Origin of the sequence: Kitasatospora misakiensis (genome assembly GCF_042656005.1) — a bacterium.
Lineage (GTDB): Bacteria > Actinomycetota > Actinomycetes > Streptomycetales > Streptomycetaceae > Kitasatospora > Kitasatospora misakiensis.
Map to the genome: position 1 here is coordinate 47,112 of NZ_JBHSOF010000002.1, position 15,187 is coordinate 62,298.

A 15,187-nucleotide genomic window follows, 5' to 3' on the forward strand; every position below is an offset into this window, starting at 1 on the left:
TGAACCTCGCACCCCACCCTCAGCGCGGCCCCCACCGGCCGCGTCCCCCCTCCCGGCCCCGGGCACACCCGCCGCACCAGGCGCGTCCCCGGCGTTCCCGGTCACCACCGGAGCCGGCCGGGACGAGACCCAGCGGATGTCACCCATGACGCAGCAGCACCCCACCACCATCACCTCGGCCACCGACGACGCCCTCGACGGCTCCCTCCCGGTGATCGACCTCTCGCTCGCCCACGGCAACCCGGCGGACCGTACCCGGCTGCACGACGAGCTCCGGGCCGCGGCCACCGGCGTCGGCTTCTTCCAGCTCGTCGGCCACGGGGTCACCCCGGCCGAGACGACCGCCCTCACCGACGCCATGCGGGCCTTCTTCGCCCTCCCCGAGGCCGACCGCCACGCCGTCGCCAACCTCAACTCGCCGCACTACCGCGGTTACACCCGCACCGGCGACGAGCGCACCGGCGGCAGCCAGGACTGGCGCGACCAGCTCGACATCGGCGCCGAACTGCCCCCGCACGTCCCCGGCCCGGACGAGCCCGCCTACTGGTGGCTGGAGGGCCCCAACCAGTGGCCGGAGGCCCTGCCCGAGCTGCGCAGCGCCGCCCTCACCTGGATCGACCGGCTCGGCGCCGTCGCCCGCACGCTGCTGCACGAGCTCCTCGCCGCGATCGGCGCGCGCCCGGAGTTCTACGACCCCGCCTTCGCCGGCCACCCGCACCTGCGGCTCAAGCTGGTCCGCTACCCGGGCACCGCCCCCGACGGCGCCGGGCAGGGCGTCGGCGCGCACAAGGACTACGGCTTCATCACGCTGCTCCTCCAGGACACCGTGGGCGGCCTCCAGGTGCAGCGCGAGGACGGCTCCTTCCTGGACGTCCCGCCGATGGCGGGCGCCTTCGTGGTCAACCTCGGCGAACTGCTGGAGGTCGCCACCGACGGCTACCTGAAGGCCACCAGCCACCGCGTGGTCAGCCCGGCCGGCGCCCGCGAGCGCTTCTCCGTCCCGTTCTTCTACAACCCGCGCCTCGACGCCCACATCGAGCCGCTGGACTTCCCGCTCGCCCACCACGCCCCCGGCGCCACCCAGGACCCGGCCAACCCGCTCTACGCCGACTTCGGCTTCAACGAGTGGAAGGGCTACACCCGCGCCCACCCCGAGGTCACCCGCCGCCACCACCCCGACCTCGCGGCCTGACCCCGACACCGGCCGACCCCGGCGGACGGTCTCCGGCCCCGAGGCGGCCCACGGACAACCGCATGGTGCGCGGCGCGCGCCGCGCACCATGCGCCCCCACGCACCTCCATGAGGTCGGGCACTGACCACCCTTGTCAGCCATCCGGCCCACACCCGGTTCCCCGACGGTAGGGTGCACGCATCAACACGTACCGTCACCGGCCTGACCCGGAGACGGCATGCACGAGGGGGAACCATGTCCAGTCCGCACACGCCCGCACCGCTCACCGTCTCGGTACTCGACCACGATCCGCTCCGTGAAGCCCGCGACCTGCGATCGCTCCGTGAAGCACTCCAGGGGGAAGGCGTCGGGACGGATCTGCGCAGGACGGCGCCCGCGTCCGCGGACCCCGACGCCAAGGGAGCCTCGGAGGTCCTGTCCCTGGTCTTCGGGGGTGGCTCGCTGGCCGTCGCGGTCCTCCAGACCTGGCTGGCCCGGGTCCCCGCCCGGCGTCTGCGGATCGAGCGCGCCGACGGCGGAGTCCTGGAGATCGACGGCCGAACGCAGCGCGAGGACGCCGAGGTGGTCCGCGCGTTCTGCTCGGCCGACAACCCGCGCCAGGTCGAGGGCGAATAGCCGTGCAGGACAACGACCGGCACGCCCTCCTCATCGGAGTCAGCGGCTACGACTCGCCCCAGTACCAGGACCTCGCCGCCGTGCGGGCCGACCTGCACTACATGCAGGCCGTCCTGGAGCGCACCGACATCGGCATGTTCAATCCCTGCACCATCGCCGCCGAGCCGACGGCCGCACAGCTCAAGCGGGTCGTCGAGGACTTCCTCGCCGAACGGACCGGCGCCGACACCGCTCTGCTCTACTTCAGCGGCCATGGCCAGTACAGCGTGGAGGACGGCCAGCTGTACTTCATCACCCGTGACAGCGACCCCGAGGACCTGCCCAACACCGCCGTCGCGGCGGAATTCCTCCATGAGCAGCTCCAGGAATGCCGGGCCTCCGCCAAGGTCGTCCTGCTGGACTGCTGCGACAGCGGATCCGTCGTCCAATCGTGGTCCGCCAAGGGCCCCGGCGGGCCGGAGGCGTCCACGGAGCAGGGCGTGATGCTCCGACCGTCCGGCGTCTACGTCATCACGGCCTCGGGGGCGCGCCAGACGGCCTCGGCCAAGGCCCCCGAGGGATCCGCGCTGGGTACCTCCCGCTTCACCGGCGAGATCGTCGAGGGACTCCGCTCGGGCCGGATGACCGACCGCAACTGGGTCACCGCGGACGACCTCTTCGCCTACGTGTCACGGCAACTGCGGGCCTCGGACGGCCAGGTGCCCACCCGGTCCATGCTCGCCGCCACCCAGACACTGCTGCTCGCCCGCGGTGTCGCCTCGCCCGTCACGCTCCCGCCGCAGGCCGGCCGGCCCGGGGTCGGCACGCCCAGCATCCCCGACAAGGCCCTGCGACGGGCAGCCGAGGAACAGGCCGGCAGTCCCCGCTGGACCCAGCTCACCGACTACTACCTCGCCTGCATGTCCAAGGAGGCTGCCGCCGACTGGCTGCCGTCCCGCGGGCAGCAGGAGAAGTACCTGCTTCTGAGCGGCCACCCCGAACTCCTCCAGTCGGGCTCCGACGACTCCGTCGGAGCCCCTGACGAACTGCCCGGCTCCGCCCTCCGCGGCCCTTCCGAAGGCACCGAACAGAACACGGAGATCTGGTACGGCTACCCGACTGTCACACTGCCCGCCCCCGGCGGCCGGAAGAACACGGCGGACGGCACCCGGCTCGCCCCACTCCTCATCCAGCAGCTCGAACTCTCGGTCGACGAAGGGGGTCGACGGATACTCCGCCCCGCCAGCGTGCCGATCCCGCACCCCGGCCTCCTGGCGGAGTTCCTCGACGCGCACGAGCAGGCCGAACTGGTCGCCGGCTGGCAGCCGGACTGGCAACACGGCCACGCCGCCCAGATGCTCCAGAACATCCGCCAGCTCCTGAAGGTCCTCGGCATCGACGAGATCCAACCGCTCGATCCGCAGCGCCTCCAAGAGAACAGCGTCCGTCGCGAGGTCCGGCTGGGCGCCCACAACACCGCGATGCTGCTCACCTCCACGGGCGCCGACAAGATGACCATCGGACTCGTGGACAACCTGCGCAAGCTCTCCGACCGTGCGCACGAGATAGAGCGGACGGCACTCTCCGCACTGGTCTCCGACCGCCACCGCGACAGCCGCCATCCCACTCCGAAGGCGGTCGCCGACCGCAGTGACGCGCCGATCGTGTCGGCGGGCCCGCTGAACGAGCGGCAGGAGGAGGTCATCCGCTCCGTCCTGCGCGACCGTCTCACCGTCGCCACCGGTCCGGCCGGCACCGGCAAGAGCCAACTCGTCACCGCTCTCGTCCAGACCGCGACCCAACTCGGCTGGAAGACCTGCGTGGTGTCCACCAACAACCAGGCCGTCGACGAGGTCGAGCGCCGCTGCTCCGCGCTGGTCAGCGGCCTGCTGCTGCGTACCGGGAACCAAACGGCTCGGGTACGCGAGGCGGAGACGATCTCCGATCTGCTCCAGCACGCCTCCGCCCCCGAGTGCTCGCCCGCCACCGCGGCCGGGGAGTTGCGCATCGCCCACGCCGAACTCGCCGCGGCCCGAGCGCGGCTCGCCGACATCGCCCGGAACGAGACAGCCCTCGCCGCCACGGCAGCCGGCCGCTCCGAGGCGCTGAGCCGGATCGGCGTCGCTCCGTCCACGCTGGCCGGCGTCTGGACCGACGGAGGCGACCGGCTGCGTCTCTGGGCCGATCGGGCCGGCAAGGCCACCAGAGCCGGGGCATGGCAGCTCGGCCCATGGCGCAGACGGCGGGCCGGCGCCGCCCTCCTCTCCGGCCTCGGGTCGGACGCGCCGGGCGCGACGGCACTTGCCTCGCGCTTGAGTGATCCCGCCGACGCCGCGACCACCCTGGCCGTACTCGCCGAAGCCGCCACGGCCGAGTGGGAGCTGCGGCGCGGGATCCCGCGCTTCCCCCTGAACGCCGCCACAGAGGCCTTGTCCGAGCTCGCCGCCGTCCAGGCCCGGGCCGCCGAGGCCTCAGCACGGCTGATGCGCTCGACCATCGCCACCCGGATCCGGAATGCCCGACCGCAGCTACAGGCCCGGCTCGGCGCACTCCAGCGGGGCACCGATCTTCGGCGGACCCAGCGCGAGCTCATGAGCGCGCTGGGCGGCTGGGCCATCACCACCCATTCCGTCCAGCAGCTCGACCTGACCGCGGCCCACTTCGACCTGGTCATCGTCGACGAGGCCAGCCAGTGCGCGATCCCGTCCGTCCTGCCGATGCTGTTCCGCGCCGAACGTGCCCTCGTCATCGGCGACCCGGCCCAGCTCGGGCAGATCAGCAAGATCCCGCACGGGACCGACCGGTCCGCCCGCGCCGGTGCCGGGCTCACCGCCTCCTGGCTGGAGGAGCGTCGGCTCACCTACAGCACCTCCTCCGCGTACGACGCGGCCGCCCACGCGCACGGCAGACCGATCCTGCTCGACGAGCACTACCGGTGCCATCCGGACATCGTCGACCTTCCCAACCGGGCCTGCTACGGCGGCCGGCTGCGTGTGCTCACCGATGTCCGCACCCTCCGGCGCGCGGGCTCCGCACCGGCGGCCCCGCTGCGCTGGATCGACGTGCCGAACAGCCAGCCCCTGCCCGGTCCGAACGGATCCTGGAAGAACTCCGCCGAGCTGCGGAAGGTGATCGAGATCGTGGCCGAGCTGCAGGCCACGCACTCCGAGGACACCCGGATCGGGATCATCACCCCGTTCAAGGAACAGCGAAAGCAGCTCCAACGGCGCTTCGACGGCTCCCCCGTCAAGGTCGGTACGGTGCACGCCTTCCAAGGGGGCGAGTGCGACGTCATCATCCTGAGCCTCGTCGCCAACTCCGACTCGCCGCGGACCACCGTCAACTGGCTGCGCAACGAGGCCCGCCTCTGGAACGTGGCCATCACCCGGGCCAAGGCCCAGCTGATCACTGTCGGCGACCGGGCATTCTGGGCCCAACAGGGCGGAATGGCTGCCGGGTTGGCCGCGCGTACGGCGGCATCCGACCTGCCTGCCACCCCGGTGGGCACCGAGGGTGGCGATCCGCTCGGCGACGGCCTGCACGCGCTGCTACTCGCCACCGGTCACCGGCAGATCCAGCGCGAGGTCCGCGTCGAGGGCCACGCATGCGATTTCCTCCTCGCCACCGACCGAGGGATCACCGCGCTGCTCATCGACCGCGGACCGGAGCCAGGTGAGGACCCGGCCCGACAGCTCCGCCTCCGTCAGGCCTCGGCAGGGCTCCTCCCCGGCCTGCGTGCGGCGACATCCGGACCGTTCGCCGGCCCCATCACCGACGCGCTTCGCATTCCCGCCTGGCGAATCCTCGCGGCCGACCACGCCGGGGATCCGCTCAGGGCTTGATCCGCTCACCCGCCCTGCCGGGGTGCCGCTTCGGGCGGCGCCCCGGCACTCCGCGTGTTCGCCGCGGCCACTCGATCGCCCCGGTGGGACAGTGGTGTCACACTGGTGGTGTCACAGTGGTGGTGCGAGGGAGGGAGGCCCGGGGTGGAGGTGCGGCTGACGGTCGACGAGTTGGCGGCGCGGGCGGGGGTGACGGTGCGGACGGTGCGGTTCTACGGGACGAAGGGGCTGCTGCCGCCGCCGGTGCTGGGGGCCCGGCGGGTCGGGTGGTACGGGGCCGAGCACCTGGACCGGCTGGGGCTGATCGAGGAGTTGCAGCGGCAGGGGCTGACGCTGGCCGCGATCGAGCGGTACCTGGCGCGGCTGCCGCAGGACTCCACCCCGCTGGACCTGGCGATCCACCGGGCGCTGGTGGCGTCCTGGACGCCGGAGACGCCGGAGGAGGCGAGCCGGGGGCAGTTGGAGCGGCGGGCCGGGCGGTCGCTGTCGGAGGAGCAGTTGGACCGGCTGGCCGCGATGGGGGCGCTGGAGCGGACGGCGGACCCGGAGGTGTTCCGGGTGGATCCGGGGCTGCTGCCGCTGGGGGTGCGGATCCTGGACGTGCCGATCCCGCTGGAGACGCTGCTGGCGGCGCGCGCCGTGGTGGTGGAGCACAGCCGGGCCACGGCGCGGGAGTTGCAGCGGCTGTTCCGGGAGACGGTGTGGCGGCCGTTCCGGGAGAGCGAGCCGGCGCCGGACGACGTGGAGCGGATGAAGGCACTCACCGATCACCTCCAGCCGATGGTGGCGCAGGCGCTGGTGACGGCGTTCCAGAAGTCGCTGCGGGAGGAGCTGGGCGAGGAGCTTGGCGAGGCAGCGAGCGAGGAGCAGGGCGAGGCGGCGGAGGGGGACTCCGCCGCCTCGCCCGACCGGTGAGCGCGGGGCTCAGTCGGTGAAGGTGCCCCCCTCGGCGGCGATCCGCTCCAGCAGCGCGGGCGGCGCGAACCGCTCGCCGTACGCGGCGGCGAGTTCGCGGGCGCGCGCCGCGAAGCCGGCCGGGCCGCCCGGGTAGCCGTTGACGTACTGGAGGACGCCGCCGGTCCAGGCGGGGAAGCCGATGCCGAGGATGGAGCCGACGTTGGCGTCCGCGACGGAGGTGAGCACGCCCTCCTCCAGGCAGCGGACGGAGTCCAGGGCCTCGCTGAACAGCATCCGCTCCTTGAGGTCCTCGAACGGGATGTCCACGTCCGCGCGGGTGAAGTGCTCGCGCAGGCCCGGCCAGAGCCGGCCCCGGGTGCCGTTCTCGTCGTAGTCGTAGAAGCCGGCGCCGCCGCTGCGGCCGGGGCGGCCGAACTCGTCGACCATCCGGTCGACCACCGCGTCCGCCGGGTGGGCGGTCCACTCACCGCCGGCCGCCTCGACGGCGCGCCGGTGCTCGTCGCGGATCCTGCGCGGCAGGGTGAGGGTCAGCTCGTCGAGCAGCGCGAGCACCTTGGCCGGGTAGCCGGCCTGGGCGGCGGCCTGCTCGACGCTGGCCGGCTCGACGCCCTCGCCGATCATGGCGAGGCCCTCGTTGATGAACTGGCCGATCACCCGCGAGGTGAAGAAGCCGCGCGAGTCGTTGACCACGATCGGGGTCCTGTCGATCTGCCGGACCAGGTCGAAGGCGCGGGCCAGTGCCTCGTCCCCGGTCTGCGGGCCGCGGATGATCTCCACCAGCCGCATCTTGTCGACCGGCGAGAAGAAGTGCAGGCCGATGAAGTCGGCGGTGCGCCGCACGCCCTCGGCGAGCAGGCCGATCGGCAGGGTGGAGGTGTTGGAGCAGAGCAGCGCGTCGGGCGCCACGACGCCCTCGACCTCCTGGAACACCTTGTGCTTGAGCTCGGGGTTCTCGAAGACCGCCTCGATCACCGCGTCGCAGCCGGCCAGGTCGGCGGCGTCGGCGGTCGGGGTGATCCGGGCGAGCAGTTCGTCGCGCTGCGCCTCGGTGCTCCGGCCGCGGGCCACCGCCTTCGCCAGCAGGCCCTCGGAGTAGGCCTTTCCGCGTTCGGCGGCCTCGACGGTGACGTCCTTGAGCAGCACCTCGATGCCGGCCTTGGCGCAGGCGAAGGCGATACCGGCGCCCATCATGCCGGCCCCGAGCACGGCGACCTTGCGGACCGTCCGCTTCTCCACCGAAGCGGGGCGCCCCGCACCGGAGTTGACCGCCTGGAGGTCGAAGAAGAGGGCCTGGATCATGTTCTTGCTGGTCTGCCCGCAGGCCAGCTCGGTGAAGTAGCGGGCCTCGATCTCCATCGCCGTGTCGACGTCCACCTGGGCGCTCTCGACGGCGGCGGCGAGCACGTTGCGCGGCGCCGGGTAGGGGGCGCCGGCCAGCTGCTTGCGCAGGTTGGCGGGGAAGGCGGGGAGGTTGGCGGCGAACGCCGGGGTGCTGGGGGTGCCGCCGGGGATCCTGTACCCCTTGACGTCCCAGGGCTGGACGGGGGCCGGGTTGGCCTCGATCCAGGCCCGCGCCCGGGCGGTCAGCTCCTCCGGGGTGCCGACGAGCTCGTGGACCAGGCCGTGCTGGAGGGCCTGCGCCGGCCGGTACTGGCGGCCCTGCAGCAGCACCTTGAGCAGGGCGTCGGTGATGCCGAACAGCCGGACGGTGCGGACGACCCCGCCGCCGCCGGGGAGCAGGCCGAGGGTGACCTCCGGCAGGCCGATCCGGCTCGCGGGGGTGTCCAGGGCGATCCGGTGGTGGCAGGCGAGGGCGAGTTCCAGACCGCCGCCGAGCGCGCTGCCGTTGAGCGCGGCGACGACCGGCTTGCCGAGCGTCTCCAGGGTGCGCAGGGCGCGCTTGATCCGCATCGACTTCTCGAAGACGGCGGCGGCGTCCTCGGGGCGGGCGGCGGAGAGCATCCTCAGGTCGCCGCCGGCGAAGAAGGTCTTCTTGGCGGAGGTGACGACCACGCCGCGCAGCTCGTCCCCGAGGCCGGCCAGCCGGGCGACGACGGCCTCGAAGTCGGCGGTGAAGGCCTCGTTCATGGTGTTGACGGACTGGGTGGGGTCGTCGAGGACGAGGGTGACCACACCGTCCTGGTCCTGCTCCCAGCGGATGGTGGTGGTGTCGCCGGTGTCGCCGGTGTCGCTCATGGGGTTCGGGTCTCCTGAAGGGCCGGAAGGGGAGGAGGTCTCGGGGCGTCTCGGCGCGTCTCGGTGCGTCTTGGCGCGCGGGTCGGACGCGCGGGTCGGGTCGGACGCGCGGGTCAGACGCGCTCGACGACGGTGGCGATGCCCATACCGCCGCCCACGCAGAGGGTGGCCAGGCCGTAGCGGAGGTCGCGCCGTTCCAGTTCGTCGATCAGCGTGCCGATGAGCATCGCGCCGGTGGCGCCCAGCGGGTGGCCGAGGGCGATCGCGCCGCCGTTGACGTTCACCTGCTCCGGGGAGAAGCCCATCTCGCGGACGAAGCGCAGCGCGACGGCGGCGAAGGCCTCGTTGATCTCGACCAGGTCGATGTCGGCGGCGGTCAGGCCGGCCTTGGCGAGCGCCTTGCGGGTCGCGGGGGCCGGGCCGGTGAGCATGATGGTCGGCTCGGAGCCGGAGACGGCGGCGGAGACGATCCGGGCGCGCGGCCGCAGCCCGTAGCGCTCGCCGATCTCGCGGCTGCCGATGGCGACCAGCGCGGCGCCGTCCACGATGCCGGAGGAGTTGCCGGCGTGGTGGACGTGGTCGATGGCCTCCACCCAGTGGTACTTCTGCAGGGCGACGGCGTCGAAGCCGCCGGCCTCGCCGATCGCGGCGAAGGAGGGCTTGAGCCCGGCCAGCGTCTCGACGGTGGTGCCGGGGCGGATGAACTCGTCGCGGTCCAGCACGACCAGGCCATTGCGGTCGCGGACCGGGACGACCGAGCAGTCGAACAGGCCGTCGGCCTGGGCCTTGGCGGCGCGGGCCTGGGACTCGGCGGCGAACGCGTCGACGTCGGTGCGGGAGAAGCCCTCGATGGTGGCGATGAGGTCGGCGCCGACGCCCTGCGGCACGAAGTTGGTCTCGTACGCCGTCATCGGGTCGGCGAACCAGGCGCCACCGTCGGAGGCCATCTTCACCCGGGACATCGACTCGACGCCGCCGGCCAGGATCAGGTCCTCCCAGCCGGAGCGGACCTTGGCGGCGGCCATGTTGACGGCCTCCAGACCGGAGGCGCAGAAGCGGTTCTCCTGCACGCCGGCCACCGTGTCGGGCAGGCCGGCGGCGACGGCGGCGATCCGGGCGATGTCGGAGCCCTGGTCGCCGATCGGGCTGACCACGCCGAGCACGATGTCGTCGATCGCCGCCGGGTCGAGCTCGGGGAAGCGGCGGCGGATCTCGTGGATCAGGCCGACGACGAGGTCGATCGGCTTGGTGCCGTGCAGCGAGCCGGAGGCCTTGCCCCGGCCGCGCGGGGTGCGGATCGCGTCGTAGACGTACGCTTCGGTGGTCACGGTGGGCAGCCTTTCGGGGCGGGTTCGGGGTGGCGAGCCGGTTCAGCCGAGGATAGAGCGGCCGACGATCTCCTCCATGATCTCGGTGGTGCCGCCGTAGCTGGTCCGGATGCGGCCGCCATCGAGGCGTCGCACTTTCCCGAAGGCCGGTCTGTGCCGGCCCGGCTTCGCGCCGCGCGGGCTTCGGCCGGTTTCACCGAGCCTCGGCGGCACCCGCGGTTCGACAGCAGGGGTACTCGACGAAGCGGTAGATGGCGGCCGATACGAGCAGGGTCCCGGCCAGCGCCAAGCCGACCGGCACCACGTACCAGCCCCCGCTCCACACGTGGAACAGGACCGCCAGGATCGTGAAGTGCACCAGATAGAAGGCGTACGACCACTTCCCGAGCCGGATGAGGGCGGGCCTGCGCAGTGGGCTGCTCAGCCCCTGCGCGTCCCGGGCGGCCACGAGACGAATGATGAGCGCCAGCGGGACCAGCGGCAGTGCCGAGACGGAATACGGAGCGGGCAGGACGAGGCAGAGGCTGAGCGCGCCCGCCAGTGCGAGAACGGCGGCCGCGACACGGGGCTGTTTGGGCGGGTAGTGGACGTGGAGCCGGGCGAGGATCATGCCCAGCACGAAGTCAGGGAGTCTACTGGGTGGGAATACGTAGACGTAGGAGATGGGCGGGCGCAGGATCTCGTGCATCCCCACGTCCATGGCGTCCCCGTGTGCTCCGCACATCCAGGCAATGGTCGCGGGGATCCAGGCGGCGAGTGCGGTTGCCAGGGCGGCGAGCGGGAGCCTTCGCCGGCTGATCCTGTCGACCAGCGGCAGCAGTGCCGGAAAGAGCAGGTAGAAGAAGGCTTCGCAGGCAAGCGACCAGGCGACACCGTTGCCGGCGGCGAGCCCGCTGGGCGACGGCGAGAACGTATGGACGAGCATGAGATTGAGCAGGTCCTGCCACGCTGTCACCCCCGCTTCCTGTAGCGGGCGGGCCACTCCCAGCCAGACGACGGACATGGCAACGATCCACGCGATCGCGTGGCCGGGCAGGATCTTGGCGCTTCGGCGGCCCCAGAACTTCCGGGCGCTGTCTTCCCGGCGGGACGAGTGGGTGAGCACGAATCCACTGAGAACGAAGAAGAGCGTGACCCCCAACGGGCCACCGGGGTTGAGTACGCGCAGTCCGGGCCACCCGCCCGCGTGCTGCCAGATGAGTCCTGCGTGGCAGCAGAAGACCGCCAGGGCGGCAAGGAAACGCAGCCCGGTCAGTGAGGGCAACCGGGTTCTGCCCTGCGGTGAATGCGGTGAATGCGGTGAATGGACGCTGCGAGCGTGTTCACCGGCGCGGGAAGCGGGTGTGGGGACGGGACTGCCCGTCGTGGCGGGTGGAGGCAGGGCATTCATCATTCTTCGCTCTCGGGCAGGGAACTGCGTTGGTGGCACGCAGGGGTTTCGCAGGCGGTGGCCGGAGCGGGCAGGAGACGAACCGGAGACCGGTCGGGTGGAGGCACAGTGCGTCCCGCCGGACCGGTGCCCCGGCTAGCGGGACCGGGCGGCCATGTGGTGTGCCATGGAGCGGAGTTCCTCCCGCGCGACCGCGGGCAGATCGCAGCAGTGCAGTGCTTCGAGTGCGAGGTCGAGGTGCTGTTGTGCGATGGCCTCGGCGGTGGTGCGCCCTCCGAGCCGCTCGACGAGCACGGTCGCCTGCCGGGTCTGTGCCTCGGTCAACGGGACGCCGGTGTCGAGGAGCGCGCGCAGATGTCCGGCTTCGGCATCGGCGGCGTGGAGCGCCGCCACGACCGGAAGGGTCTTCTTCCTGGCGACGAGGTCACTGCCGACGGGCTTGCCGGTGCGGCGGCTGTCTCCCCAGATGCCGAGGACGTCGTCGGCGATCTGGAAGGCCACTCCCGCGTGGCGGCCGAACCGCTCCAGCGCCTCGACCACGGCCGGTGGAGCGCCGGCGAGGGTGGCTGCCAGCTCGCAGGCAGCGCCGGTCAGGGCTCCGGTCTTGCCTTCTGCCATCTCCAGGTACGCGTCCACCGTGACCTGCTGATCGTCTTCGAAGGCAAGGTCGTCGCCTTGGCCGCGGACGAGCGCGCTCATCATCCGCACGCACACGCCCATGCTCGCCGCAGTGCCGCTGTCGGCCAGCACACCGAGCGCGAGCGTCAACAGCGCGTCGCCGGTCAACAACGCCGCCGGTACGCCGTAGACGACCCAGGCCGCGGCGCGGCCACGTCGGGTGCGGTCGCCGTCCATGATGTCGTCGTGCAACAGGGAGAACCCGTGCATCAGTTCGACGGACACGGCCGCTGCGACCGCCCGCTCCGGGGTGGGCCCGCACCGGGCGGCAGCCAGCGCCAGGCGAGGCCGTAGTGCTTTGCCGCGGTGCTCGGCGGTCCGGGGGCCCGAGGTGAATCCCAGGTGATATCGCGCCACAGCGCGGATACGGGGCGGGAGCTGGTCGACTGCATCCAGGATCGCGGCGTCGACCGCGGCCAGGTCGCTGTGCGAACCGACCGCGGACGCGTAGGGGATGGCGGCGAGGTCAGGCAGGGGCATGGGAACTCTCAAAACGAGTCGTCGCGAGGTCGTGCCACGTCATCAGGCCATGTGCCCAGTCACGCACAGCCTCGCCGTAGGCCTCCGCGCCCGGCACGGAACGGGCCAGGCGGTCGGCACTGTGGTGGAGTTCCGCCAAACGGGCGGAGATGCGCAGGCGCACCTCCGCTTCGGCCCGGGGCAGCGGCATGGGCTCGTGGTGAGCCAGCAGCAGCACGAGGTTGTGGGGATCGCCCTGGGCACGCTCCTTGGGCCAGGAGACGAGGTCGTTGTGCCAGGCGGTGCAGTCGGCCGCCAGGCGCCGGAGCGCCACCACATCCTCGTGCTCCGCCTGATCCGGTGTCAGCGGTGTGCGCGCCGCGTACTCCACCAGATCGAGGTTGACCAGGCTTGCGCTGCTGTGCGGCCGATTGGCCAGGTAGGAGGCGAGCGAGGGCCAGCAGGCCTCGGCTCGGTTGCCCGCCTCCCAGCCGAACGCCTCAAGACTCAGCAGACAGTTCCGTAGAAATCGCCGGACCCAGTCCGGCCCCATCCGCGGGCCCAGCCGCGCCAGCAGATCGTCGAACGCAGCGACGAATCCCGACGACCCGCCCGCTTGTTGTGCCGCCTCGGCGGGACAGTCCGACCGGCCGAGCGAAACCAGATGATCCGCATACGCCCCGAGATGCTGATCCGCCCGTCCACCGGGACTGTCCAAGGCATCGTCGACGAGCAGTGACAGGGAGCACCACCGGGTCAACACGAGCAGTTCCTCGGCCCCGGCCGCCGGCCAGCAGCGGTATGCGTAGGAGGCGGACAGCCTGCCGATCTCCCCGCAGGTACGGGAGTCCGCCAGCCGGTGAGCCTTGAGCCATCGGGTGCAGTCGGTTGCCACGGCGCTCAGGAAGGGCCGTTGCCTGTACTCGTCCGCGACGGAGTATGCCGGACCCGCCGGCCCGTCCTCAGGCATCGGGCACCGACATCCGGGCCGCACCCGGGAGCGCTGTCACCAGCGCGTCGGAGGCGCCGAAGAGGAACTGCGAACCAGCGTGACGCATCATCCAGAGCCTTCCAGGAATTAGGCAGACGGGAACTCCTCGAACCGTCGCAAGAGAATCACCAACGCTGCGTACTCGTCTAGAGGGCCCCCAAGAACTCGAACAGGCATACGTAATCAGCCACTTGATGTCCCGTCGCGGGCGCCCCTCGGCTGGAGGTCGAAGTCGTCGAAGCCGGCCACGGGCTCCGGGACACCGTACGCGTCGTCGGTGAAGAGGTCGCGTTGCACGGCAAACTCCTTGGCAGGGCGGCGGGCTCAGGGGGTCGGCGCGATGTCGGGGCCGGCCGGACCGGTGGCGAGTGAGGGCACGCCCCAGTCGCGGGCGACCGCGTCGGTGTCGGCGCCCGGCCGGGCCGGCGGGCGGCGCAGCGCGCCGGGGGTGGCGGAGAACCGCGGGGCGGGGGCGGGTTGGGTGACGCCGTCCACCTCGACGTAGGTCGCCCGGCTCACCAGGTGCTCGTGGGCGTGGGCCTGACGCATCGTCAGTACAGGCTCCACACAGGCGTCGGAGCCGGCGAAGACGGCCTCCCAGGCGGCCCGGCTGCGGGTGGCGAAGCGTGCGGCGATCAGGGCCCGCAGCTCGGGCCAGCGGGCGGTCTCCCACTGGCCGGGCGCGTCCGGGCCCAGCTCCAGCAGCCGGGCGAACTCGGCGTAGAACTGCGGCTCCAGCGCGCCCACCGCGAGGTGGCCGCCGTCGGCGGCGGGGTAGACGGCGTAGAACGGCGCGCCGCCGTCGAGCAGGTTGGCGCCGCGCCGGTCCTGCCACCGGCCGCCGGCGAGCAGGCCCTGGAGGACGGCGGTGAGGTGGGCGGCGCCGTCGACGATGGCGGCGTCGACGACCTGGCCGGCGCCGGTGGCCCGGGCGTGGTGGAGGGCGGCGAGCAGGCCGACGACCAGGTAGAGCGAGCCGCCGGCGTAGTCGCCGAGCAGGTTGGCGGGGAGGGCGGGCGGGCCGTCGGCCTCCGCCGGGGCGGTGGGATCCGCCGCAGCGGCGGCCGTCGGGGCGACGAGGCCGAGGACGCCGGCCACCGCGGTGTACCCGATGTCGTGCCCGGCCCTGGCGGCCAGCGGCCCGTGCTGCCCCCAGCCGGTCATCCGTCCGTACACCAGCGCGGGATTGCGGGCCAGACAGGCCTCCGGCCCGACGCCGAGGCGCTCGGCGACGCCCGGCCGGTAGCCCTCGATCAGCAGATCGGCGCGGGCGGCCAGGTCGAGCACCCGGTCCGGACCGCCGGTGGCCTTGAGGTCGACGACCACCGAGCGCTTGTTGCGGTTGGCGAGGTCGTACGCCGGCTCGATGCCGAGCGGCGAGGGTTCGGGGCGGTCCACCCGGACGACGTCGGCGCCGAGGTCGCCCAGCAGCATCGCGGCGAACGGGCCGGGCCCGATCCCGGCGAGCTCGACCACCCGGACCCCGGCCAGCGGCCCGCCGCCGCCCTCAGCGCTGTCACCCACGGGCGCCACTGCTCCTCCGAGGATCGAGGAAGTCTGACAGTAAAGCTGTAACACTCGCGATGATAGGCAAGCGA

10 protein-coding genes are annotated in these 15,187 nt (G+C 72.5%); 4 read left to right on the forward strand and 6 right to left on the reverse strand.

From position 1 onward, the window contains the following. The first annotated feature begins 145 nt into the window (after positions 1-145). The 4 genes from ACFP3U_RS02100 to ACFP3U_RS02115 all read left to right on the forward strand — a co-directional run bounded on the left by ACFP3U_RS02100 (position 146) and on the right by ACFP3U_RS02115 (position 6,544). A complete protein-coding gene (locus ACFP3U_RS02100; RefSeq protein ID WP_380223358.1) occupies positions 146-1,192 on the forward strand; it encodes an isopenicillin N synthase family dioxygenase in 1,047 nt (348 codons plus the stop codon). A 235-nt stretch (positions 1,193-1,427) separates the two neighbouring features. Then, positions 1,428-1,808 (forward strand): effector-associated constant component EACC1, encoded by a 381-nt coding sequence (locus ACFP3U_RS02105; protein WP_380223359.1) that lies wholly within the window; start codon positions 1,428-1,430, stop codon positions 1,806-1,808. A 2-nt stretch (positions 1,809-1,810) separates the two neighbouring features. Then, on the forward strand, positions 1,811-5,629 hold the full coding sequence (locus ACFP3U_RS02110) for a caspase, EACC1-associated type (RefSeq protein WP_380223360.1): 3,819 nt from the start codon (positions 1,811-1,813) through the stop codon (positions 5,627-5,629). Positions 5,630-5,773: 144 nt separating this feature from the next. Then, on the forward strand, positions 5,774-6,544 hold the full coding sequence (locus ACFP3U_RS02115; RefSeq protein ID WP_380223361.1) for a MerR family transcriptional regulator: 771 nt from the start codon (positions 5,774-5,776) through the stop codon (positions 6,542-6,544). A gap of 9 nt (positions 6,545-6,553) precedes the next feature. Here ACFP3U_RS02115 and ACFP3U_RS02120 read toward each other — a convergent pair whose 3' ends face one another. The 6 genes from ACFP3U_RS02120 to ACFP3U_RS02145 form a co-directional block, all read right to left on the reverse strand. Beyond that, positions 6,554-8,743, reverse strand: coding sequence for a 3-hydroxyacyl-CoA dehydrogenase NAD-binding domain-containing protein (locus ACFP3U_RS02120; RefSeq protein WP_380223363.1), 2,190 nt, complete (start codon positions 8,741-8,743; stop codon positions 6,554-6,556). Positions 8,744-8,856: 113 nt separating this feature from the next. Further along, a complete protein-coding gene (locus ACFP3U_RS02125) occupies positions 8,857-10,071 on the reverse strand; it encodes an acetyl-CoA C-acetyltransferase (protein ID WP_380223364.1) in 1,215 nt (404 codons plus the stop codon). A 193-nt stretch (positions 10,072-10,264) separates the two neighbouring features. Further along, positions 10,265-11,335 (reverse strand): acyltransferase family protein, encoded by a 1,071-nt coding sequence (locus ACFP3U_RS02130; RefSeq protein ID WP_380223365.1) that lies wholly within the window; start codon positions 11,333-11,335, stop codon positions 10,265-10,267. Between the two features lie 261 nt (positions 11,336-11,596). Continuing rightward, the gene (locus tag ACFP3U_RS02135; protein ID WP_380223366.1) at positions 11,597-12,619 is read right to left on the reverse strand and encodes a polyprenyl synthetase family protein; all 1,023 of its coding nucleotides are present in this window, start codon (positions 12,617-12,619) and stop codon (positions 11,597-11,599) included. Beyond that, a complete protein-coding gene (locus ACFP3U_RS02140) occupies positions 12,606-13,493 on the reverse strand; it encodes a terpene synthase family protein (protein WP_380223367.1) in 888 nt (295 codons plus the stop codon). The genes ACFP3U_RS02135 and ACFP3U_RS02140 overlap by 14 nt, the downstream gene beginning before the upstream one ends. Positions 13,494-13,913: 420 nt before the next feature. After that, positions 13,914-15,113 carry a CaiB/BaiF CoA transferase family protein gene (locus ACFP3U_RS02145; protein WP_380223368.1) on the reverse strand — a complete coding sequence of 400 codons (1,200 nt, stop codon included), beginning with the start codon at positions 15,111-15,113 and terminating at the stop codon, positions 13,914-13,916. Between the last annotated feature and the right edge of the window lie 74 nt (positions 15,114-15,187).